Raw genomic sequence first — 24,081 nt, 5'->3', positions numbered from 1 at the left:
CCCGAACCTCAATGCCAGGACTTTTGCAGACCTTCCTTAACTAAGTTTTTGCTTTTAGCAACAACCTCTCGAAGCCGTCCAGTGGCATGGGAGTCCTTCCCGCTCGCATCTGACGTTTTATCTTCTCAAGCAAGCTCTTGTCTCTCGTGTACCCTTGCACGGTCTCTTCGGCGATGATGTGAATTATCGTTCTATTCAATCGCTCACCCATTGCTTTCAGATCTCCCCTGCCGCCCGGCGGATTAAACATAATTCCACCGAGGGTAACGAGCTTGAACTGTGGCCGTGTTCCTGTCTCCGTCCATGCATTCAGCAAGCCCGCAGCAAATGCACCGTCGTCCCCGCCACCCGAAATCGCGAGAAATACCGCCGGTGGCGTAATCGTGTGCCCCTGCTGCGCCGGGTAAGCCTTTTCCCTCTTCAGCGACTCAAAAGCCGCCACAGTAAGTTCCGGGGCATCCGAGCCTGCGACGTAGCGTACGCCGGGCATGCCGGAGATTTCAGCCTTACTTACTACGTTGTGTGGGACCGCTGGCAAGCGCCTCGGCGTAGTTGAGCACCCTTGAAGTGTCAGTAGTACAGCGACGAATAGGCCGAGAATAGTGGAGTTGAACTGCTGTCTGTCAGCGACTAGAGTCCCAACCGCGAAGAATTTTCTCATGAGTCCGCTCCCTGGGAGCCGCTGGGTAACGCCGAAACCGCCGTCAAGCCGCTGTATTCCTCGGACCTCTCGGCAAGCGTCCTTGTCGTTCAAATTGGGGGCGATCCTGCTTCCGGAGATTATCCAGCCTGACCACCTTCTGCCGGCCATTCATGCACGGGATGCGCGCGACCCATCGCCTAGGCGACGGTCTACGAAACGCCGACCGACCAGGCATTCTGATGCGCGACGGCATGTCGTTTCGGGGATGGAGGACCCGATGTGCGATCGTTGCCGAATCTGACGTCTCCAGGCCTTGTAGTGTTGACCCGACGTGCACGGCGTCGGTCGTATCGACGGCGAAAGGAAGCGCCCGAGGACGGTGTGGTGACTTCCCGGCCTAGCGCAGGCGAGCGTCAGACGACATGAGACTTTGGTCCTAGCGCGCCCGAACCTATTGCGACGGCAGCCGTGCTGCCATCAAGGCCGCCCACGGCACGCAATCGCAAAACGGCTCATCCGGGCGCAGGCGCGCTCAAAGCGCCAGTTCCACAGCGTCGCAAAACGAGGTCACCCGGCTAGCACGAGCGAGGAGACGCTGACGTTGAACAGCAGGATGCACCTCGTTCGAGATGCTTTGTTCGACCGGCAACGTTGACTATCCTTGGCTTAAGTTCGATGAAACTCAAACGGAAACAGATCCCCAAGAAAGTATGCGACGTCGAAGCTCGGTTTGTGGTGATGTATCGCCGCGGCGATCGGAAAGGAATAAACGGACATTTGGCGGCTCAAGGACTTCGTCCGCACTGATTCACCTCCCACGGCTGAGCGCCGATGCCGCTCAGTCAGAAAACGGATGCAGATAACTCCAGTGTGTTCACCGTCAAGGGGTATTCACGAACAGGAGAGCAACCCGATGGTTTTCGTCCTATTAGCCGCGATCTTTCTTACATCGACCGGGTGCTGGTACGCACCGCAATATTCCCGCCGACGCCGCCATCCGGTTCCGGTTCAATAGCAGCCGGCTCGACGGTTCCTCAGTCGTCAAAACAACTCGCGAGCAAGAACATTGTTTTACGGCCGGAATCTCAACCGCGTTGAAGGTAACGGCAAGTATCCGCCTAACATTTCGACCCATTCAATTTAGTGATCTAGCTGCCCCGCCCATTGGCGCACATCTGCTCGTCGCCTGTTTAGGTCCGCGCGCGTTGCCAGGCGAGTGGCCGGTTGCTCCCCGGAACAGACGTCCGAATGTCCGAACCGCGGCGGGTGCGAATGACGCTTCGTGCCCGAATCCGAAATCTGGAACCAGGTTCGGGCAGTGCGCCGCAGCAACCACCGCCAACTTCGGTACCCTACCCCCATTCGGACATAGCCGCAGGGCGCGGTCCCTTCAAGGGCGGGTAGAAGCATCCCTGGATTGCATCCGTAGGGCGACGGACGGTGTCCCGCCACCAAGCTCGACAAGTTCCCGAGTTCAGTCGTTCTGCTGTTCAGCCATTTCTGCCGCCACATCAAATCCACTGTCCATGGCGGCCTCTTCTGTCGCGTAAGCGATTCCCGGTTCGTGGCGCATTTCTTTGATCGCGTCTCCAGTATGGTCAATATGGACAATCTCAAAAGTGTACGAGCCTTCAGCCAGTGGGATCGGTTCAATACGGTAGGTGTGCTTGCCCTTGCTAATCGTTCTGGTCGGCACGTCTTTTTTCTCCTTTGCATTATCTTTCACCGCCACCGATATTCCACGTCTGTGGCTTCTGAACTGTCGCTAATGGCAGGTTGGCCCGCTGCGAGTCCGCCGGCTGACAAGTCCCGCCTGAATTTTTTCGGGACCAAGCGTTCGCACAGTCGCGCAAGGAGCGTGCCGCGAGAGAGGCTGCGCACTTCGCTTTGACATAAGCGTTGTCGGCCGCTCGCTGTGCATGTGGTTTCAATGCGCCCAGGCTTTCGACCGCCACTGGGCAAGCATAGGACGAAGGCCCTATGCCGTCATCCACCCGGTGACACCTATAATCGGACAACGCTACTGCGCCGATTCTCGCGAGTTAAAACTCATTGGATAAGCGGTGAGCTGGGTGTCAGCGTGCCGCGTCCTGAAGACGAAGTCGTCAGTTGCGCTGCCAGCGTAGGTAGCTGATACAGCCGGTCGCCGTCGCAGATCTTGACTGTATCGAAAGCGTGAACGACAAAATAATCTCTACCACGCGGTGGTGCACTCGTATTCTCACCACCCTCGGGACAGGAACATTTTGCGAAACCCGGCGATCGGGTGAGTTTTGGCCAGCGTGTTGCGGGGACGTATGCGGTGAACTGGCAGTCCATTTATTCGATGGTCTGCCGGAACTAGATCGTTTAGATCGATCGACTTTCGAGGAGGAGCATTCGCTCATTCATGTGCGGCTGCGCATGATGCTCATGCAAGCCCGATAACCCGTTCATTGATCCGCTTTTTGCACTCCAGTCGGGAGAGGACATGGATCGCCGCACCACGCGACGAAGGTTCCTGCAAGGCATGCTCTTTGGCCTGCGGGTGGTGTGGCCCGTCATGTCGGCCGTGCTCGTGCTGTTCGTCGGGCTCGGCATCGTTGTCGGCCTGCGCGAAGGCTGGTCTGTCCAGGAATCGATTTACTTCTCGTTTGTCACCGGCCTGACAATCGGCTACGGAGACCTCGCACCTAAGACCCTTCTCGGGCGCGCGCTCGCCATCCTTATCGGCATGTGCGGCATCATCCTGACGGCGCTGGTCGCGGCCGTCGCCGTCAAGGCAATTACGGCCGCAAGCGATGAGTGACACCAGGGGCACCGCGCCAATCGCTGGTACACCGAAACCGGAGTGACGCGATGACACTGCTATGGCACGAGATCCGCAGGAGTCCGCTGCTCTGGCTGCTGGTGTTCGTGCCCACGGTGCTCGCTGCGGAGCACCTGTTCCATGCGCATGGGCAGGTGCTGTTCATCCTGGCCGTGCTGGCTATCGTTCCACTCGCGGGCCTGCTAAGCCATGCCACCGAGTCGGTCGCCGCCAAGACCGGCGACGCCGTCGGCGGCCTGCTCAACGCGACACTGGGCAACCTCACCGAACTGGTGATCGCGCTGACCGCCCTGGGCGCGGGGCAGTATATGCTGGTGAAGGCATCGATTGCTGGTGCCATCGTCACCAACACCTTGTTCATGCTCGGCGCTTCCCTGCTTCTGGGCGGCATGCGCTATCACACGCAGGATTTCAACGCGGCTAGCGCCAGGCTCCAGGCGGGCCAGCTGTTCCTGGCCACGATCGCGCTGCTCGTGCCCTCGCTGGCTTCTGGCACGGGCGAAGCGCCGGGGCAGGCGTTCCTGCAGCAACTCAGTGTGTGCCTCGCAATCGTGCTCATCGTAACCTATGCCCTGGGCCTGGTTTTCTCGCTGAAGACCCATAGGGAGTTCTTCGGTTCGGTCAGGCATGGCGACGTAAAGGGCGAGGAGGAGGGCGAGCCTTGGCCGCTGAGGCTGGCGATCTGCATCCTGGGCGCCGTCACGGTGCTCGTGGGGCTGGTCAGCGAGATCTTCGTGGCGTCGGTGCAGGAAGCTGCGGTGGCTATGGGCATGACCGACACCTTCGTCGGTTTCGTCGTCGTGGCACTGGTGGGGGCCGCCGCCGAGATGACCGCGGCCTTCTCCGGCGCCCGCAAGAACCGCCTGGACTTGAGTGTCGGCATCGCGCTAGGCAGCGCTACCCAGATCGCACTGTTCGTGGCACCCGTGCTCGTACTCGCCAGCTACTTTCTCGGCCCGGCGCCCATGACCCTGCAGTTCTGGCCGGGCGCCGTCGCGATGATGTTTCTTGCCACGCTCACCGTCTCGCTCGTGTGCAATGGCGGGCGCAGCGCATGGTTCCTGGGGGTGCTGGTCATCGCGGTCTATCTCACGTTTGCGACGACGCTGTACCTTCTGCCGCCGATACTCTAACGAACGCTATCGGAATACTTTACGGCTGCGCAGCCACGTTTCGCTCGCCGCGGCGGCGCAGCTGTCCGACTCTGGCAGTCACGGGACCGATCCCGTAGCGGCGGCGAATTGAATGGCGGGTACCTAGGGGGCCATTCAGTCCGCTTGGCCGGCGTGTCGCTCCGCTACGAGTGAACGACCTGAGTTGTCGATGAAGCAACATTAGTCTTCGCCAATCGAACGGCCGTTTATCGGGAGAAGCCGACGTCTGAACGTCCGAGCGAAACGACGAGCGAATGACGCTTCCTGGCCGGCTGCCGACCCATGCGATTTTGCATATGCAGGTTAAACGTCCTGCCGTTCGGCATGGTCCACTGCCACCTGATCATCGGTGAAGCGGGCTGTGTTCTCGTGGACACGGGCACGCCGGGCTCAGAGGACAAGATTGAGCGCGCTTTGGCGAAGCACGGGCGCTACTACGAGCGGCGCAAGGAGATGACATATTGCGTCGCCCATTGGTGGGGACCGCTCTTTTTGCGATCGGGCGTGCCGGGCGAGCCGGCAGCGGCGCTTGCTGTGCCAATCATTCCGGTCTTGCGAGCGGCAGTTAGGTGCGGCGAGATGCGCCGGCTGGGACAGGATTGACGAGCGTCCCGTGCTTCTTGCTTCTGTATCAAGATGCCTTCACAGTGTTTGCTGCGCGGAATCTGTGTAGTGCCTGCAACTACTTCGCGCCCGTACTGCAGGCGGTTTCGCAAAAAAGCGCCTGTGCCGCGAGCGCGGCGGCGTGCGACCCACATTGCGCAATTGCCATGACGCGTCGCGCCGGCAACAGGCGTCGCGACGCGAGCCGGCGGCGAGCTTCGGCTGTACACGGACGACATTCAAGTCGAACTTCGACCATGCAAGCGCCGCCGCGCGGATCTGAAAACGCGCGGAGAGGCAGGAGGGGGCATCATGACTCGACGGTCAAAATGCGTCGTCGCATTGGCGATGGCTGCAATAAGCGGCTGGGCGTTCGCGACCGACTCCCCTCCGGGCGACGCCAGCGCGCAGTGGCAGTTTGCAGTGGGCCCTTACTTGTGGTTGCCCACCGTCAGTGGGACGCTCCGGTTCACAGCGCCCGGCGGCGGCGCCGACGCGTCGACCGGGCCATACAACTATCTGCAGAACCTCAGGTTCGCCTTGATGCTCCAGGGGGAGGCGCGCAAAGGGGAGTGGAGTGTTTTCGCCGACACCATCTACCTGAACTTTGGCCGGCATGAGGGCGCTGTCAATGCGACGAGCGGCGTACTCGGAACGCGTGAAACACAACAGGACGTTCAGACGAGTTTCGCTGGAACGCTGGTCCAGGTGGGAGGCAGTCGCACGGTTCTCCGGCAGGAATGGGGACACGTCGATGCGGTCGCGGGCATGCGGTACTTAGGTGTGAAGGGAACACTTGACGCTGCAATCGGCGCGACAGTTGGCTCGGGCCCGGGGGCCAGTTCGGACTTTCATGTTGCGCAGATGCAGAACATCTTTGACGGATTTGCGGGCGTGCGCGGACGTGCAACTATCACTCGGGATGGCGCCTGGTACATCCCGTTCTATCTCGACGTGGGGACGGGGACCTCGAAGCTTACATGGCAGGCGCTGACAGGGCTGGCCTACGCGGCAAAGCGGGTCGATGTCGGCCTGCTCTATCGGTACTTGGCATTTTACGGCTCGGGTAATCAACTCGTACAAACGCTGCGCTTTAGCGGCCCAAGCGTGAATGTGACCTTCAAGTTCTGATTGCGTTTTGGCGGCCATGCAAATTGAAAGACGCTGGTGGCAGCCGGCTCGATTTCGCAACACGGTCTGCCTGAAAACAAAGACCGCGCATCGCGACGTTGCACCGGGCGAAACGGACATGCCCACTACACGGGTCGCCAGGCGCCCGATGCGTGCCCCGCTGGCAGGCATTCCACCGGCACTCTCCGTCAATACTTGATGTCCCGTTTTTTCTGGCGGCCTTCCTGCTTCGTGTCGCGCTTGTCCTGTCGGCACTGCGAATTGCTCTTCTGGTTTGCAGCCCGGCAGTCGACCTTGCCCGCGCGCGTTTCCTGTTTGGCAGCCTGGTTTGCGTTCCTGCCTTGTTGGCGCTGTTGCGACTGGTTTGTGGCCAGTGCGGCGCCCGAAGGCGCCAGGAGTCCGGCGGCGGCCAGCATTGCGCCCGTCCCCCTCCAAAGTCCGTTTCTTGATTCGCCCATTTTCACGGCCCTCCGTGCCTGGTTGAGACGGCGTCAGCTGTCGCGCCAAGCCGTCTTCGTATGGCCGTAGGAGCCAGACCCAAGGAAGTCTCTCCGATAAAAACGAGCGTCCATTTCGACCGGTGACATCCCGTTCTATGCGCAACCGTACGTTGATCAGCGTGGCGTCCAGAAGGGTCGATACCAAGACCGCGATGCGGTTGCGGCTGAAGCGGAGCTGCGCTGGGACGTGACGCCCAGGTGGTCGCTGCTCGGCTTTACTGCCGTGGGTAAAGCCTACGGACGGTTGCAGAGCTTCTCTCAGGCGCAGAACGTCCGCAGTGTCGGGGCGGGTTTCCGTTGCCTGATCGCACGCAACCTGGGCGTCTCAATCGGAATCGACGTCGCCCACAGCAAGGAGCAGAACGCGTTCTATATCCAGGCTGGCAGCGGGTGGCGTTGACATGTGTGGCACTCACGTTCGAAAGGAACACAGGCCTGCGCCTGCACACGCCGCAAGCGGACTCGCACCGGCTCGGCTCGCCGCCGCCGCGTTCTTCAGCATTGAGGCTTGCCGGACGACCCAACGACGCAAATAGCCCTTGCATCCCGGAAGCGGTCATTTTGTACGAAGCAAGCCGAGAGGCTAAATTGGGTCTACGCCCGCTTGACGGCGATCAACGGCGGAACACACGGCCTGGTCAATGTCGGTGACCGCACTTGCATACTAGGGGCGTAACGCGCGGTAGCGCTTGGGGTTGCTGCGGAAAGCCGCTGTGGCAGCGTCGCGCTCTTTTTTGGCCGCTGCCTTTTTTCATCGAAAATTTTTTAGCGGCGGCTACCTGCTTGCTGTACCCGCGATTGGCTGCGGCAACCTGTTGGCGCATCCTCACGATTTCGTCGGGATGCTCTGCAGCCGCCGGTGCACCGGCCGCGGAATTGTTTCGAGCCCGAACGGACGGGCTTGAAAGCACTGCAACGAAAATGGGCGAAGCGGTAACCACTAGAAAATTCATGATGGGAGTCGCTCCGTTTGCACTATAACGTGGCCCTGTAGCGCCACAAATGCTGTGGCGGCCTCGCCGGGGGCGCATTCGGTATGCACGTGGGAAAACTCGGAGTAAATTGTGCTTGCACCTGATATCGCCGTTGCCGTAGTCGTCGTAGTGATGGCTGCGTAGCGTTCGCTTTGTTCTACGACGCGGCCGCCAAAGTTCGCTAACCAGTCACCTCGGCTCTGGAGACCCTCATGACAGATATCGCACTTGCACGCAAAAATGCCTGCCTGGCAGTGGTTGATGCGGTATTGACGGACCTGATTGACGACAGCAATCTAATCAATGCGGCTCTACGTGTTGCGGATTACCTGGCGGATGATCTTGAAGGCAAGATCACCGAGACTGACGCCGTACTACTTGCTGTCGACGCACTAGCCAAAATTAATCGCGCGACTCGTCAGTGGTACGACGTCGACGGTAACTCGATGGACGCGATGAGAGTCGCAGACTTTGTCATCGACGAGCAAATGAACGGGTACGACTGCGCAACCAGTCCACATAAAACGACTTCGTCTGCGGCGAGAATCCAGGCGCGAGCGGCCGCGGTAATTCGGCCAATGGGATCATCGATGCGGCCCGTTCACCACTGAGGCGCGAGCCTTGCGAACGCGGGCAGAAGTTTCCGCAGCGGGAAACCGAGAGCGGGCTCAGCAGCAAGAACGATGCGGCCGGTGCCGAGGCGATCGCCATCGCGGCACGCCAGCCAACCATGCGTTCGTTGCAATCAAGTCTGTCGAGCAGCAGGCAATTCTTGCCTGATACGGTGTCGAGCAGTGTGTGTCCTGCAGAACAGCCCACATTGCCGAACCAGACACGCGAGCTACTCGCTGAATTTCGCGTGGTGAGTGCGCCTTCTGCGGCCCCGTTTCTTGCCGCATTGCCTCGGTCTGGCCGACGACGTCAGGCTGTCGGACCCTGTGCGCAGCTTGTTGCTGGAACTACATGACCAATCTGGCACGCTGAATGCTTGGCTTCGCAATTTGCGCCGCGCGGGTAGTGACAAGACGCGTCTACTAGGCCGCCATCGGCTGCCCATCGAGGAAACTCAGGCGGACGCGGCCGTAAAGCACGTGTTCGACGGCCACTACCTCATACCTTCCCTCTGATTTGGGACGTGCGGCAAGAGGGCTCGGAAGTTTGTACATGTTCGGGGAAATGCTGTGGCGGGCTTCGCTGAGCGGGTAAAACAGAAACTTGAAAAGCGTAACAAGCCAAACAGCAAAGACAGCCTTTGTGCGCCAGAACATCCGCCGTAGCTTGCAATCTGCGTTCAGTAACATATGCTTTTTTCAGAGTTCTTTCGGGCTTCTTTCCCGAACTCCATGCAACGGGCCGTCAGGCGCGAAACGGCCCGACAAAGCGACAGCGCCGCCGCAGCGCCCAACGCTTTTTCGTTCGTCTCAGATCGAGGCGCATGGACAGGAGACGTCAGCATGAGCAACGAAGGCGCATCGGACGCTTCGTATCCCTCCACGCTTTCCAGCGACGAACTTGGGCGCATCGACGCCTGGTGGCGGGCCTGCAATTATCTTTCGGTCGGGATGATTTATCTCAGGGACAACCCGCTTTTGCGTGAACCCCTGAAAGTCGACCATGTAAAGCACCGTCTGCTCGGACACTGGGGCGCAAGCCCCGCGCTGTCGTTTGTCTGGGCCCATTTGAATCGCGTGATCAAGCGCGACGATCTCGACGTGATCTTCATGGCCGGCCCCGGACACGGTGCGCCGGGCGTACTGGGCCCCGCCTATCTGGAAGGCACCTACTCGGAGGTGTATCCGGACAAAAGCGAAGACGCCGAAGGCATGCGGAAATTCTTCAAGCAGTTCTCGTTTCCGGGGCATATTGGCTCGCATGTGACGCCCGAAACACCCGGCTCGATTCACGAAGGCGGTGAACTCGGTTACAGCCTCTCGCATGCTTATGGCGCCTCACTCGACAACCCCGATCTGATCGTGGCCTGCGTAGTCGGCGATGGCGAGGCCGAGACAGGTCCGCTTGCTACCGCGTGGCATTCGAACAAGTTCATCAATCCCGCGCGCGATGGCACCGTACTGCCGATCCTGAACCTGAACGGCTATAAGATCGCCAATCCGACGATCCTCTCGCGCATCAGCCATGAAGAACTGGCGGCACTATTCGAGGGATACGGTTATACGCCGTACTTCGTCGAGGGATCGGACCCGTCAGAGATGCATCAGAAGATGGCCGGCACGCTCGATACGGTCATCGGCGAAATCCGCGCGATTCACGAAAGAGCGCGCGCAAACAGCAACACCGAGCGCCCGCGCTGGCCGATGATCATCCTGCGCTCGCCGAAGGGCTGGACGGGACCGAAGGAAATCAACGGCCACAAGGTAGAGGGCTCGTGGCGCTCGCATCAGGTGCCGTTTTCCGATGTGCGCGGCAACCCCGCGAATCTCGAACTGCTGGAAAGCTGGCTGCGCAGCTACAAGGGCGAAGAGTTGTTCGACGACAACGGCCAGTTGCTCGCCGAGCTGCGCGAGCTTGCGCCGCAAGGGTCACGCCGCATGAGCGCCAATCCGCATGCGAACGGCGGCGTACTGCGCCGCGAGTTGAAGCTGCCGGATTTCCGCGACTACGCGGTTGAGGTCACGCACGCCGGCAAGGTGTTGCGCGAGAACACCCAGCCGCTCGGCCAGTTCCTGCGCGACACCTTGCGCTGCAACATGGACACGTTTCGCGTCTTTGGCCCTGACGAGACCGCATCCAACCGTTTGCAGTCCATTTACGAGGTCAGCAAGAAAGTGTGGATGGCCGACATGCTGCCCGAGGACGACGACGGCGGCGAACTCGCGCGCGACGGCCGCGTGATGGAGATGCTCTCGGAACACACGTTGATGGGCTGGCTCGAAGGCTATCTGCTGTCCGGCCGTCATGGCTTTTTTCATACTTACGAAGCGTTCGCGCACGTGGTGGACTCGATGTTCAACCAGCACGCGAAGTGGCTCGACGTGTGCAAGAACCATGTGCCGTGGCGCGCTTCCGTGGCCTCGGAGAATATCCTGCTTTCTTCGACGGTATGGCGTCAGGATCATAACGGCTTCTCGCATCAGGACCCCGGGTTCATCGACCTCGTGACCAACAAGAGCCCGTCGGTCACGCGCGTCTATTTACCGCCTGACGCCAATACGCTGCTCGTCGTGGCGGATCAATGCCTGCGCTCGACCGATTGCATCAATGTAATCGTCGCGGACAAGCAGAAGCATCTGCAATTTACGACCATCGACGAAGCGGTCGTCCATTGCGCGAAGGGCATGGGCGTATGGCGGCGCGCGAGCAATGACGAAGATGTGGAGCCCGATGCGGTGATGGCTTCATGCGGAGACGTCGCCACGCAGGAAGCACTCGCGGCGACGGCTATTTTGCGCGAGCGTCTGCCCGAACTGCGACTGCGCTTCGTGAACGTGGTCGATCTGTTCAGGATGCAGCCGGTGACAGAGCATCCGCACGGCTCTACCGAGCGCGAGTTCGACAGCCTGTTTACGGTCGACAAGCCCGTGATTTTCAATTTTCACGGCTACCCGTGGCTGATTCACAAGCTCGCATATCGTTTTCGCAATCACGAGAATCTGCACGTTCGCGGCTACACGGAGAAAGGCAACATCAATACGCCGCTCGAACTCGCGATTCTCAACAAGGTGGACCGTTTCAACCTGGTGCTCGACGTGCTCGACCGCGTGCCGCGCTTGCAGGGCAGAACCGCGCATCTGCGAGACGACATGAGGAATGCAATTATCCTCAACATGAATTACGCGCACGAGCACGGCACCGATAGCCCGGAGATTTCCGAATGGGTGTGGCCGTATTGACCGGTTCGTCGTCTGCGCCGTGCATCTCGCGCTCGCATGGCCCGAATCAAACTCTTTCTGGCAAGCGTAAAAAACATTAGGAGTTGTCGCAATGCAAGCTCCTGAGGGTCCCCTGCGCATCGCGTTGAGCGCGCCACTTTCGGGCGTGCTGGTGCCGTTGGATAGCGTGCCCGATCCGGTCTTCGCGCAGAAGATGGTCGGCGACGGCGTGTCGATCGATCCGACGTCGGATGAGTTGCTGGCGCCGCTTTCCGGCAAAGTCACGCAACTGCATAGCGCGAGCCATGCGCTGACGATCACCGGCGACAACGGGCTGCAAGTCCTGTTGCACATCGGGCTCGACACTGTGCTGTTGCGCGGCGAGGGCTTCATGCCGCTCGTCAAGGAAGGCGACACCGTCGCGGTCGGCACGCCGCTGATCCGCTTCGACCCGGTGGTGGTCGGTGCGAAGGCAAGCAGCTTGCTCACGCAGATGGTGATCGCCAACGGCGAACTCGTCGCCCGCTATGTGCCCGCTAAAGGCCTCGTCAACGCGGGCACCGACACGGCCCTGTATGTCGAGCTGGCCGGCAGCATCGCAGACAAGGAGACGGCGGGGGCGGCCCGCGCAATCCTCTCTGGCGAAATCACGCTGCCTAATCCGGCGGGCCTGCATGCGCGGCCCGCCGCCGTCGTCGCTGTGGAAGCGAAGAAGTTTACGTCCGAGATCCGCCTGCTGCGCGGCAGCGACAGCGTCAACGCGAAGTCGGTCGTCGCGATCATGGGGCTCGCCACCACGCTCGGAGACAAGCTGCGCGTCGAGGCCCGCGGGCCCGACGCAGCGGAGGCAGCGAGCGTGCTTGCGCGACTGCTCGCCGACGGTTCTGGCGAAAAGCCCGGCGACGCACCCGCGTCTGCCGCAACTCCAGCACCTCCGGTTCCAAGCGCCGAGCCAATCGCCACCCGCGCCGCAGTCACCGAGGCCGACCCTAACGAGTTCACCGGGGTCTGCGCTTCGCCGGGACTCGCCGTCGGCAACGTGGTGCAGTTCCGCCAGCAAGTGATCGACGTGAACGAAGCGGGCGAATCGCCGCAACGCGAGCGCGCGAAACTCGAAGCGGCGCGGCACCAGGCGCGTCAGCAGATCGAAGCGCTGAAAGCGACGCTCGCCGATGCGTCGAAGGCGCAGATTCTGGCTGCGCATCTCGAACTGCTGGACGACCCCGACATGAGCGATATGGCGATCGCCAGCATCAGCGAAGGCAAGAGCGCGGGCTTCGCGTGGCGCGAGGCTTTCCAGATGCAGGCGAGCACCCTCGGGAAGCTCGACAACCCGCTGCTGCGCGAACGTGCGGGCGATGTCCGCGACGTCGGCCGGCGGGTGCTCGCGTTGCTCGCGGGCGTCAGGCAGGCGCAAATCGACGTGCCGCAGGACTCGATTCTGGTTGCCGAAGAACTGTCTCCGTCTGACACCACGTCGCTCGATCGCAGCAAGGTGCTCGGCTTTTGCACGACGACCGGCGGGGCGACGAGTCATGTTGCGATCCTCGCGCGTTCGCTCGGCATTCCCGCGATTTGCGGTATCGACGCCCGCGCGCTGCAAGTCGCCGACGGCACCCCCGTCGTGCTCGACGGTTCGCGCGGCCGCTTGCGGCGCCACCCGAGCGCCGACGAACTGGCGCAGGCGCACGAACGCATCGGGCGCCAGGCCGCCAAACGCGAAGCCGAAAAGCTCGCGGCGAGCAAGCTCGCAATGACGGCCGACGGCCACCGCATCGAAGTCGTCGCGAACATCCGCAATGCGCAGGAGGCGCGCGACGCGGTGGCGGCCGGCGCCGAAGGCGTGGGCCTGTTGCGCTCCGAGTTCCTGTTCGATGCGCGCGACACCGCGCCATCCGAAGACGAGCAGGCCGCCGAATACTGTGCGGTAGCCGAGGCGCTCGGCCGCGAACGTCCGCTTGTGGTCCGCACGCTCGACGTCGGCGGCGACAAACCGCTGTCGTATCTGCCCCTGCCGAAGGAAGACAATCCGTTCCTCGGTTTGCGCGGCGTGCGGGTGAGCCTGGCACGTCCCGACATTTTCCGCACGCAATTGCGCGCGATCCTGCGCGCGGCGCCACTCGGCAATCTGCACGTGATGTTCCCGATGATCGCGACGGTCGAGGAAGTGAAGGCCGCGCGCAAAATCCTGCTCGAAGAAGCCGGCGACCACGCGGCGAGCGTCAAGGTCGGCGTGATGATCGAAGTGCCTGCTGCCGCGCTGATCGCCGAGCCGCTCGCGCGCGAAGTCGACTTCTTCTCGATCGGCACGAACGACCTGACGCAATACACGCTCGCGATGGACCGTGGCCATCCTCAACTCGCAAAGCAGGCCGATGCGCTTCACCCTGCGGTACTACGTCTGATCGGCATGACGGTCGAGGGCGCGCACCGGCACGGCAAATGGGTCGGCATTTGCGGCGGCATCGCGTCGGATGCGATGGCCGTGCCCGTGCTCGCGGGCCTCGGCATCGACGAGCTGTCGGTCAGCATTCCCGCTATCGGTTCGGTCAAGGCCCAGCTTGCGCGGCTGACGATGGCCGAGGCCAGCAAGCTCGCCGCCGACGTGCTGCGTCTGGGCACCGTCGCGGAAGTCCGCGCGCAACTTTCCCGTTTTTCCGACTGAGCGGATCAAGAGGAGACCTGCCATGTTTTCGCATGCGTTCGGAGTCTTGCAGAAGGTCGGCAAGTCGCTGATGCTGCCGGTCGCGGTACTGCCAGTGGCCGGCCTGCTGCTCGGTCTCGGCGCAACCGACTTTCACGGTTACGTGCCGGCGGTCGTGCTCGCGCTGATGAAGAACTCGGGCGACGTGATCTTCGCGAACCTGCCGCTGATCTTCGCGATCGGTGTCGCGCTCGGCTTCACCGAGAACGATGGCGTCTCGGGCATTGCCGCGACGATCGGCTATCTGGTGATGACGGCGACGCTCGGCGTTATCGCGAAGGTCGAAGGCATCGAGCCCGACATGATCATGGGCATCCCGTCGATCCAGACCGGCGTGTTCGGCGGCATCCTGGCCGGTGGCCTCGCGGCATGGATGTTCAACCGCTACTACCGGATCACATTGCCGTCGTATCTCGGCTTCTTCGCGGGCAAGCGCTTCGTGCCGATCGTCACGGCGATCGGCGCAATCGTGCTCGGCGGCATCCTGTCCTTCATATGGCCGCCGATCGGCAGCGGTATCAAGGCATTCTCGCACTGGGCGGCGGTGTCCGACCCGCGCACCGCAGCAACTGTTTACGGTTTCGTCGAGCGTCTGCTGATTCCGTTCGGCCTGCATCACATCTGGAACGTACCGTTCTTCTTCGAAATGGGTAGTTACCTCGATCCGACGACCGGCAAGACGGTGCACGGCGACATCACCCGTTTCTTTGCGGGCGATCCGAGCGCGGGCATCCTCGCGGGCGCGTTCCTGTTCAAGATGTTCGGTCTGCCCGCGGCGGCGATTGCGATCTGGCACTGCGCGAACCCGGAGAAGAAAGTGGCCGTCGGCGGCATGATGATTTCGGCCGCGCTGACGTCGTTCCTCACCGGCATCACCGAGCCGATCGAATTCGCGTTTCTGTTCGTCGCGCCGCTCCTTTACTTCATCCACGCGTGCCTCGCGGCGTCCGCGCAGTTCGTCGCGAACACGCTGGGCATGCGCATGGGCTTTACGTTCTCGCAAGGCGGGATCGATTTCCTGATGTTTAACCTGGTCGGTAATAAGGGCACGCACGCCTGGTACGTTTTTGTTCTCGGCCCAATTTACGCGGTGATCTATTACGGCGTGTTCCGCTTCTTCATCACGCGCTTCAACCTGAAGACGCCCGGCCGTGAGGACGACACGGTCGAAACGGCGCCGTCCGCCACGAGCGGCACAGGCGGGCGTCCGCGCGAACTGGTGCTTGCGTTCGGCGGACGCTCGAACATCACCAGTCTCGACGCGTGCATTACGCGTCTGCGCATATCCGTGAAAGACCCCGCGCGCGTCAACGAAGCAAAGCTGAAAGCACTCGGTGCAGCGGGCGTGATGCGCGTCGGCAATGGCGTGCAGGCGATCTTCGGGCCGCTGTCGGAGAACCTGAAAACCGACATGCAGGAGTATCTGAAGACGGCAGGCAGCGACGCCGACCTGGCCCCGGCCGGCACGCCCGTCACACCGGACGAACCAATGGCTAACGCGGGCGCTACGGCTGCTGCGGTGCTGGCAGGTTCAGCGCAAAGCTCGGCGCAGGAAATCGCGCGTGCGGAGAGGATTCGCGCGGCGCTCGGCGGGGCGGCCAATATCATCAAGCTCGAAGCGCTAGCGGCCACGCGCTTACGCGTCGAGCTGTCCGACATCTCGCGGATCGACGCGGCGGCGCTCAAGGCTGCGGGTGTGCCTGCCACGCAAGCGTTGAAGAACGGCGCGATCGACCTGCTGGTCGGACTCGGCGCCGAGAATCTCGCGAATGCGCTGCGCTGGACACCGACAGGCCATCCAACTCCGGCATGACATGCGAGGGAAGCGATCATGAACGATGTTTCCGTAGCGGATGCGGCTTCGAACGCGAAAGCCGCGTCGCTCGATGTGAGCGGCTACGCATTCCAGCACGACGTGGTGAGGAATCTGATTTGCCGCGCGGGGCGCTACCCGGACATTGCGGGCCCGCACGACTGGTACATGGCGCTCGCCTTCAGCGTGCGTGATCGCATGCTCGCGTGCTGGGCTGCATCGACGAAAGTCTATGCGGCGAAGGACGTCAAGGTGGCCTGCTATCTGTCGGCGGAGTTCCTGATCGGACCGCAACTCGGCAATAATCTGCTCAATCTCGGCATGCAAGACGAAGCGCGCGAAGCCATGCACGCGCTCGGCCAGGATCTCGACGTGCTGCTCGCGATCGAGGAAGAGCCGGGACTCGGCAACGGCGGACTTGGACGCCTTGCCGCGTGCTACATGGATTCGCTGTCGACACTCGAAATACCGGCAATCGGTTACGGCATCCACTACGAGTTCGGCATCTTTGATCAGGAGATTCGCGACGGCTGGCAGGTTGAGGTGACGGACAAATGGCTGCAGAACGGCAACCCATGGGAAATCGTGCGGCCGGATGTGAGCCACTACGTAGGCTTCGGCGGATACACACAGCAGCAGACTGACGACGAAGGCCGCCTGCGCGTGAGCTGGATACCGGCGCGGCAAGTGAAGGGCGTCGCCTGCGATCTGCCAGTGCAGGGCTATCGTGTCGATACCTGCAATGTCCTGCGGCTGTGGAAGAGCGAAGCGGTGGAGTCGTTCGACTTTCAGGACTTCAACGCCGGCCAATACTACGAGGCGGTGCAGGAAAAAGTCGTGTCGGAAACCTTGTCGAAGGTGCTCTATCCGAACGACGAGCCGGAAGCGGGCAAGCGCCTGCGTCTCGCGCAGCAGTACTTCTTCGTTTCGTGTTCGCTGCAGGACATGCTGAGGCTGATGGAACTGAAGGGCACTTCGATCGACCATTTCGCGGACCTGTTCGCCGCGCAACTCAACGATACGCATCCGTCGATCGCGGTGGCCGAGTTGATGCGTCTGCTGCTGGACGTGCGCGGGCTTTCGTGGGATACCGCGTGGGACATCACGCAGCGCACCTTCGCGTACACCAATCACACGCTGTTGCCCGAGGCGCTCGAAACCTGGGGTCTGCCGCTGTTTCAGAGCCTGTTGCCGCGCCCGCTCGAAATCATCTACGAAATCAATCGACGTTTTCTTGACGACGTGCGGCGCATTTTTCCCGGCGACGACGCGCGCGTGACGCGTATGTCGCTGATCGACGAACGCGGCGACAAGAAAGTGCGCATGGCGCATCTGGCCACGGTTGGCAGTCATGCGGTCAACGGCGTGGCCGCGTTGCATTCGGATCTGCTACGCCAAACCGTGCTTCGCGATTTCGCCGAGATTTATCCACAGCGCTTTCTCAACGTCACGAACGGCGTGACGCCGCGCCGCTTCCTGATGTTGAGCAACCCTGGTCTCACGCGTCTTCTCGATCAAACGATCGGCCACGAATGGAGCACAGATCTCACGCAGCTCGACGCACTTGCTGCACACGCCGATGATGCCGGCTTTCATGAAGTGTGGCGCGCGATCCGGCGCGACAACAAGGCCGCGCTCGCCGCGCGGATCGCGAGCGCAACGGGCATCGACGTCGATCCGACCGCGCTGTTCGACATTCAGGTCAAGCGCATTCACGAATACAAACGCCAGCATCTGAACGCGCTGTACATCATCAGTCTGTATCACCAGCTATGCCGCAATCCCGCGCTCGACATCGCGCCGCGCTGCTTCATCTTCGGCGGCAAGGCCGCGCCGGGCTACGCGATGGCCAAGCTGATGATCCGCCTTGTCACCGGCATCGCGGAAGTCGTCAATCATGATCCGCTAATCGACGGCCGGCTGAAAGTGGTCTTCTATCCGGACTTCAACGTCAAGAACGGACATTGGGTCTATCCCGCCGCGGACTTGTCCGAACAGATTTCGACAGCGGGCAAGGAAGCATCGGGCACGGGCAATATGAAGTTCATGATGAACGGCGCGGTGACGATCGGCACGCTCGACGGCGCGAACGTGGAGATCCGCGAAGAAGCGGGCGCCGACAATTTCTTCCTGTTCGGCCTGACCGCGCGGCAAGTCGAAGAGGCCAAGCGCAACGGCTATCGCCCGTCCGACTACGTGCAATCCAACGACGACTTGCGCGAAGCGCTCGCGCAGATCGCACAAGGGCGCTTCTCGCGCGGCGATGCGGACGTGTTCAGGCCGCTCGTCGACAATCTGCTGCACGCGGACCCATTCCTCGTGCTGGCCGATTTCGCGGATTACGTCGCGTGTCAGCAACGCGTCAGCGACGCGTGGCGCGACTCGAGCAGCTGGACGCGAATGTCGATCATGAACACGGCGCGCTCGGGTAAGTTCTCGTCGGATCGCTCGATCAGCGAGTATTGCGAGCGCATCTGGAACGCGCGTGCGGTGAGGATCGACCTTGGTCAGCCGTAACACCGACATTACGCGCGGCTACGAGGCGCGGCCCGGTTCGCGATTTCCGCTCGGTGCGTCGGTCGTGCCGGAAGGGGTCAACTTCTGCATTTTTTGCCGGCATGCGACTCACCTCGAACTACTGCTTTACGCTTCCACGGATAGCATCGAGCCGTTTCAGATCATCGGACTCACGCCCGAAAGGAACCGCACGTTCTATTTCTGGCATGTGCTGGTCGAAGCGCTTCCTGTGCCGTGTTGCTACACGTGGCGCGCCTACGGTCGTCATGGCGTGCCGCAACTCGACGACGAGGCACTGGGCCGTCGCGAGTTGCTCGATCCCGCCGCGCGCGCGGTCAGCGACCGCCGTTGGCAGCGCGAGCCCGCTGCCGATGGGCACGAGCCCGGGCATACGTCCTATAGAGCCATCGTCACCGAACCGCTGGACAAACGCGAAGAGGTGGCCGTGCGCACGCTCGACGACGCGGTTATCTACGAACTGCATGTCGGTGGCTTCACACGCGATCCATCGAGCGGCGTACGACATCCGGGCACGTTCGCGGGGCTGATCGAGAAGATCCCTTATCTGAAGGAACTGGGCATCACGCACGTCGAGCTGCTTCCTGTGATGGCCTTCGATGAGCAGGACGTGCCGGCATCGGCCGCCGCCAAAGGGCTCGTCAATTACTGGGGCTATAGTACCCACAGCTTCTACAGCCCGCATCCGCGCTATTGCGTCGAGCCTGAGCGAGCACCGCAGGAATTTCGTGCGCTGATCGACGCGATGCACGCGGCCGGCATCTGCGTGCTGCTCGACGTGGTGTTCAATCACACCGCGGAAGCGGGCCTGAGCGGTCCGGTGATCAATTTCAAGGTGCTCGCCAACGAAGTCTTCTATCACGTCGATCCGGCGGACGGCGGGCGTTATCTCGACTACACCGGCTGTGGCAATACGGTCAACTGCAATCATCCGCTGGTGTCGGCGTTCATCCTCCACTGCCTCGAGTACTGGGTGGAGGAACTCGGGGTGGACGGCTTTCGCTTTGATCTGGCGAGCGTCTTCACGCGCGGCGAAGGCGGCGCGCTGCTGCGTACGCCACCGTTGCCGTGGGCGATGGAAGCGTCGCCAGTGCTTGGGCGCGTGCCGCTGATCGCCGAGGCGTGGGACGCGGCGGGCCTGTATCACGTCGGTGCGTTTCCGGGCATGGCGTGGGCCGAATGGAACGGCCGCTACCGCGATGTGATCCGCCGTTTCGTGCGGGGCGATCCGGGACTGATCGGCCTGATGTGCACGTGCCTCGCGGGAAGCGCGGATCTCTATGAAGCGGACGGCAGACTGCCCACAAACAGCATCAACTTCGTGACCTGCCACGACGGCTTCACGTTGCGCGATCTCGTCAGCTACGACGCGAAGCGCAACGAGGCGAACGGCGACGACAACCGCGATGGCAGCAACGAGAACCTGTCGTGGAACTGCGGCGCCGAGGGCGACACGGACGATCCGTCTACCGTCGGTCTGCGTTTGCGGCAGGCGCGCAACTTCATGGCGATCCTGTTGCTAAGCCAGGGCGTGCCGATGCTGCTCGCCGGCGACGAAATCCTGCGTAGCCAGCGCGGCAACAACAACGCGTACTGTCAGGACAACGCGCTATCGTGGATGGACTGGCACTTCTCCGATGGCGCGCTCGACATGCTGCGTTTCGTGCGCGAGATGATCGGGCTTCGCAGGCGTCACGCGAGCCTGCGCCGTCGCCGGTTCCTCACGGGCCGCGCCGGGCATGGGCAAACGCATCCCGATGTCGCCTGGCATGGCGAACGGCTCGGCGTTCCCGCATGGGGCGACCCGGGCGCCCGGCTGGTGGCGTTCACGCTTGCGGGACATGCGCCGGGCGAACCCATGTTGCACATCGTCCTCAACATGAACGCGGATGCGCGCGACGCGGAGCTTCCCGCCCTCGACGACGCGAAGTGGCGGCGGATGGTCGATACGGCCGCGGAACCACCGGCGGACATTGTCTCGACTGTTGAAACAGCCCGCGTCGAGCGCGTTACCTGCCGTGTAGAGGCGCGCAGTGTCGTGGTGCTTGAATCACGATGAATGTACGCGATGGCGCCGGACGGTGTGCGGTAAAGCGACTTTAATGTTTATGTACTGCCGCGTTGCTTTGTCCATCTTAAGTGGGCATGGGCGCAGTCAGAACGGCGCGTTTAGCTTGGGTCTCGCGGCGTTGCTGCTGGTCGCGCTGTGTCTCGGCAAGGCGCGTCGCAACGGACCGTTCGTCTGGGTGATGCCGCTTTCGGCGAATCTCGTCCAGCGCAGTCTCGGACTTACGATTTTTGTTGCGCAGGTGGACACCGCTTGCGGACGCGAGTTCGTCGCGACCGCGGGCGCCGTCGGCCCCTGCTGCTGCCTTGTGGCGCCATCGCGCTGCTGGTGCCGGTGCTGGTCGGCGTGACGGCGATCTGCTGCCAGTGGATCTTTCAAGTTGTCGTTCGACACGTCGGTCCGCGTAATCCGCGGCGCGACCGGCAACCGGCGATTCTCGCCTTTGCCACCGCGTCGCGCCGACGGAGCAGCCCGACATTGATTTTTCCGTCGATGACGATCGTCAAGGTGCTCTTCGTGCAGATCGCCATCGCGATTGCAGCTCGCTTGACTTGTCCGTGCCGCAGGCGAACGAAATTAGCTTTACGGATCCAGAAGGAGTCCATCATGGAAGTGGCGATATTAGCTCGACGCGCTACGAACGCCGATATCTCGACGAGGCGAACAAGAGCGGCGAGCACAAGTTGCATTACTTTGACGTTTCGCTGGAGATGGACACAGTCGGTCTTGCCGCTGGCTACGGCGCCGTCTGCATTTTCGTCAACGACAAGGCGGATGCACAAGTACTGGACGCGCCGCGCACGGGTGGCACGCGTCTGCTCGCGTTGCGCTGCACGGGCTTCAACAACGTCGATCTGGAAGCTGCCGCAAGGCTCGGCATAAAGGTGGTGCGCGTCGTGACGTATTCGCCGAACTCCGTGGCGGAGCACGCAGTGGCACTTCTGCTCGCGATCAACCGCAAGGTGCACCGTGCCTACAATCGCACCCGCGATTCGAACTTTTCTCTCGACGGTCTGACCGGCTTCGACCTTAGTGGCAAGACGGTTGCGGTGGTCGGAACGGGCAAGATTGGTTGCGTGTTTGCGAAGATCATGCTGGGCTTCGGCTGCAGGGTGATTGGTTTCGATCTGCAACCCTCGACGGAATTCGAGGCGCTCGGTCTGACCTATGCAAAGCAGGGCGAGATCGGTGAGAAAGCCGATATCATTTCGCTGCATTGCCTGCTCACCCCTACGACGCACCACGTCATCAATTCGGAAACGCTCAAACGCGCGAAGCCTGGCGCGATACTGATCAATACGAGCCGCGGCGGGCTCCTCGACACGCAGGCCGCGATCGACGCGTTGAAGACCGGCCAGCTTATGTGGCTTTTGCAAGCAAATATCTCGAGGCGAACGAGCGGAAAGGGGGCGCAAGGCGCGTGCGAGGAGTTCCGGCACGGGATTTCCGAAGAGAAACGATGTTTCCCATCGTATCGTCCCACTTTCGACGTTGGCTATAACAAAAAGTCGCTGCACCGTCGCCGAGATCAACTTTTAAAGATGCTCGATTAATTGCGGACTCAGTCCGTCCAGTATGGGTTTCAGCATACTTTTGAGGTGTCGTGTCCGGAAGTATTTGCGCGCTGCATCCGGTTCTAGTCGAGAGCTTCACTTGCCGCCATAAAAGCCCGCGTGTATAGTTTCCGAACTTACTCTTGTTTCGCATCGGAAATTAAAGGGATTTTCATGGACGCTTCCACCATCCTCGCCGACCTCGGCATCGCCCACGCGGCGCAAGCCGGCGACATCGCGGTTCATTCGCCTATCACCGGCGAACTCATCGGCCGTGTGGCCAGCAACACGGTGGCGGAAGTCGACACGGCCCTTGCCCAGGCGAAAGAGGCGTACACCGCCTGGCGCAACGTGCCGGCGCCGCGGCGCGGCGAACTGGTGCGTCTGCTCGGCAACCGTCTGCGTGAAAAGAAGCAGGCGCTCGGCAGCATCATCACGCTCGAGACCGGCAAGATTCTTCAGGAAGGCTTGGGCGAAGTGCAGGAAATGATCGACATCTGCGATTTCGCGGTCGGTCTGTCGCGCCAGCTGTACGGCCTGACGATCGCCTCGGAGCGCCCGGGGCATCGCATGGCGGAGACGTGGCATCCCATGGGCACCTGCGTCGTGATCTCGGCGTTCAATTTTCCGGCCGCGGTGTGGTCGTGGAATGCGGCACTCGCGCTGGTCTGCGGCAATGCGGTGATCTGGAAGCCGTCGGAAAAGACGCCGCTCACCGCGCTTGCCGTCAATCAGATTCTCAGCGAAGCGCTGCAGGAGTTCGGCGACACGCCCGCCGGCCTCACCGCCTTGATCAACGGCGGCCGCGACGTGGGCGCGAAGCTGGTGGCCGATCCGCGCGCGTCGATTGTCAGCGCGACGGGTAGCACGGAAATGGGTCGCACGGTCGGCGTGGAAGTGGCGAAGCGCTTCGGCCGCTCGCTGCTCGAACTCGGCGGCAACAATGCGGGCATCGTCACGCAAACGGCGGATCACGAACTCGCCATGCGCGGCATTCTGTTTTCGGCGGTGGGCACGGCGGGTCAGCGTTGCACGTCGTTGCGCCGTTTGTTCGTGCACGAGAGCGTGTACGACAAAACCATCGAGCGTCTGAAGCAGTTGTACAGCAAGGTGCCGATCGGCAACCCGCTCCAAAAGGGCACGCTGATGGGGCCGTTGATCGACAAGCAATCGTATGGCCGCATGCAGGAAGCACTGCAGCAGGCCACGGCCGAAGGTGGCAAGGTGTTCGGCGGCGAGCGCGTCGACGTGAAGGGCTATGAAAACGGCTACTACGTCCGTCCGGCTATCGTCGAAATGCCATCGCAAACGTCGGTGGTATTGAAGGAAACCTTCGCGCCGATTCTCTACGTGTTGCGCTACAGCGATTTCGCCGACGCAATCGAGGCGAACAACGCGGCGGTGCACGGCCTGTCGTCGTGCGTATTCACTACGGATCTGCGCGAAGCGGAACGCTTCCTGTCCGACTCGGGCAGCGACTGCGGCATCGCGAACGTCAACATCGGACCGAGCGGCGCGGAAATCGGCGGCGCGTTCGGCGGCGAGAAGGAAACCGGCGGCGGCCGCGAGTCGGGTTCGGATGCGTGGAAGGCCTATATGCGCCGCGCCACCAATACGGTCAACTACTCGTCCGCGTTGCCACTCGCGCAGGGTATCGACTTCAATATCGGCTGATGCCGCTCGCTTGACCGGTGCAAAAGCAACGGCGCATTCCTGCGCCGTTGCTAACTGACATAACCTCTTCAGCAATCCGTTTGCGCCGCC

At 61.8% G+C, this 24,081-nt stretch carries 16 protein-coding genes and 2 pseudogenes; 15 read left to right on the top strand and 3 right to left on the bottom strand.

What is annotated here, in order from left to right; genetic code table 11:
- Nucleotides 1–40: 40 nt before the first annotated feature.
- Nucleotides 41–661 (bottom strand): hypothetical protein, encoded by a 621-nt coding sequence (locus B0G81_RS44340; protein ID WP_243856330.1) that lies wholly within the window; start codon nt 659–661, stop codon nt 41–43.
- A gap of 813 nt (nt 662–1,474) precedes the next feature.
- Here B0G81_RS44340 and B0G81_RS00875 point away from each other — a divergent pair.
- The gene (locus B0G81_RS00875) at nt 1,475–1,741 is read left to right on the top strand and encodes a hypothetical protein (RefSeq protein ID WP_134132549.1); all 267 of its coding nucleotides are present in this window, start codon (nt 1,475–1,477) and stop codon (nt 1,739–1,741) included.
- Between the two features lie 376 nt (nt 1,742–2,117).
- Here B0G81_RS00875 and B0G81_RS00870 read toward each other — a convergent pair whose 3' ends face one another.
- Complete coding sequence (locus tag B0G81_RS00870) at nt 2,118–2,375, bottom strand: hypothetical protein (RefSeq protein ID WP_243856329.1); 258 nt, start codon at nt 2,373–2,375, stop codon at nt 2,118–2,120.
- Nucleotides 2,376–3,113: 738 nt separating this feature from the next.
- Here B0G81_RS00870 and B0G81_RS00865 point away from each other — a divergent pair.
- The 4 genes from B0G81_RS00865 to B0G81_RS00850 all read left to right on the top strand — a co-directional run bounded on the left by B0G81_RS00865 (nt 3,114) and on the right by B0G81_RS00850 (nt 6,340).
- Nucleotides 3,114–3,431: a potassium channel family protein gene (locus tag B0G81_RS00865; RefSeq protein ID WP_208328499.1), complete on the top strand. Its 318-nt coding sequence runs from the start codon at nt 3,114–3,116 to the stop codon at nt 3,429–3,431.
- Nucleotides 3,432–3,481: 50 nt separating this feature from the next.
- Complete coding sequence (cax, locus tag B0G81_RS00860; RefSeq protein WP_134132547.1) at nt 3,482–4,585, top strand: calcium/proton exchanger; 1,104 nt, start codon at nt 3,482–3,484, stop codon at nt 4,583–4,585.
- A gap of 345 nt (nt 4,586–4,930) precedes the next feature.
- Nucleotides 4,931–5,209: a hypothetical protein gene (locus B0G81_RS00855; RefSeq protein WP_243856328.1), complete on the top strand. Its 279-nt coding sequence runs from the start codon at nt 4,931–4,933 to the stop codon at nt 5,207–5,209.
- Nucleotides 5,210–5,521: 312 nt separating this feature from the next.
- Nucleotides 5,522–6,340, top strand: coding sequence for a hypothetical protein (locus B0G81_RS00850; RefSeq protein WP_134132545.1), 819 nt, complete (start codon nt 5,522–5,524; stop codon nt 6,338–6,340).
- Nucleotides 6,341–6,528: 188 nt separating this feature from the next.
- Here the strand turns inward: B0G81_RS00850 and B0G81_RS00845 are convergent, their stop codons facing one another.
- On the bottom strand, nt 6,529–6,798 hold the full coding sequence (locus B0G81_RS00845) for a hypothetical protein (RefSeq protein WP_134142955.1): 270 nt from the start codon (nt 6,796–6,798) through the stop codon (nt 6,529–6,531).
- 115 nt (nt 6,799–6,913) lie between these two features.
- Between B0G81_RS00845 and B0G81_RS00840 the strand changes: the two are divergent.
- From B0G81_RS00840 to B0G81_RS00795, 10 genes and pseudogenes are all read left to right on the top strand, one after another.
- Nucleotides 6,914–7,240, top strand: a pseudogene (locus B0G81_RS00840) (glyceraldehyde-3-phosphate dehydrogenase); the annotation flags it as partial.
- A gap of 786 nt (nt 7,241–8,026) precedes the next feature.
- Nucleotides 8,027–8,425, top strand: a complete 399-nt coding sequence (locus tag B0G81_RS00835) for a hypothetical protein (RefSeq protein WP_134132543.1) — start codon at nt 8,027–8,029, stop codon at nt 8,423–8,425.
- 843 nt (nt 8,426–9,268) lie between these two features.
- Nucleotides 9,269–11,665: a phosphoketolase family protein gene (locus tag B0G81_RS00830; protein ID WP_134132540.1), complete on the top strand. Its 2,397-nt coding sequence runs from the start codon at nt 9,269–9,271 to the stop codon at nt 11,663–11,665.
- 91 nt (nt 11,666–11,756) lie between these two features.
- On the top strand, nt 11,757–14,309 hold the full coding sequence (ptsP, locus tag B0G81_RS00825; RefSeq protein ID WP_134132538.1) for a phosphoenolpyruvate--protein phosphotransferase: 2,553 nt from the start codon (nt 11,757–11,759) through the stop codon (nt 14,307–14,309).
- Nucleotides 14,310–14,331: 22 nt separating this feature from the next.
- Nucleotides 14,332–16,161 (top strand): PTS glucose transporter subunit IIBC, encoded by a 1,830-nt coding sequence (gene ptsG / locus B0G81_RS00820; RefSeq protein ID WP_134132536.1) that lies wholly within the window; start codon nt 14,332–14,334, stop codon nt 16,159–16,161.
- A gap of 18 nt (nt 16,162–16,179) precedes the next feature.
- Complete coding sequence (locus B0G81_RS00815) at nt 16,180–18,678, top strand: glycogen/starch/alpha-glucan phosphorylase (protein WP_208328498.1); 2,499 nt, start codon at nt 16,180–16,182, stop codon at nt 18,676–18,678.
- A complete protein-coding gene (locus B0G81_RS00810; RefSeq protein WP_134132532.1) occupies nt 18,665–20,755 on the top strand; it encodes an isoamylase in 2,091 nt (696 codons plus the stop codon). The genes B0G81_RS00815 and B0G81_RS00810 overlap by 14 nt, the downstream gene beginning before the upstream one ends.
- Nucleotides 20,756–20,858: 103 nt before the next feature.
- Nucleotides 20,859–21,307, top strand: a pseudogene (locus B0G81_RS00805) (YidE/YbjL duplication); the annotation flags it as partial.
- A 14-nt stretch (nt 21,308–21,321) separates the two neighbouring features.
- Nucleotides 21,322–22,317, top strand: coding sequence for a 2-hydroxyacid dehydrogenase (locus B0G81_RS00800; protein ID WP_243856327.1), 996 nt, complete (start codon nt 21,322–21,324; stop codon nt 22,315–22,317).
- A gap of 174 nt (nt 22,318–22,491) precedes the next feature.
- Nucleotides 22,492–23,991, top strand: coding sequence for an aldehyde dehydrogenase family protein (locus tag B0G81_RS00795; protein WP_134132529.1), 1,500 nt, complete (start codon nt 22,492–22,494; stop codon nt 23,989–23,991).
- Nucleotides 23,992–24,081 lie beyond the last annotated feature (90 nt).

This window comes from Paraburkholderia sp. BL6665CI2N2 (genome assembly GCF_004366535.1).
In the GTDB taxonomy this organism is placed as follows: domain Bacteria; phylum Pseudomonadota; class Gammaproteobacteria; order Burkholderiales; family Burkholderiaceae; genus Paraburkholderia.
This window is presented reverse-complemented; position numbering and strand designations above follow the sequence as displayed.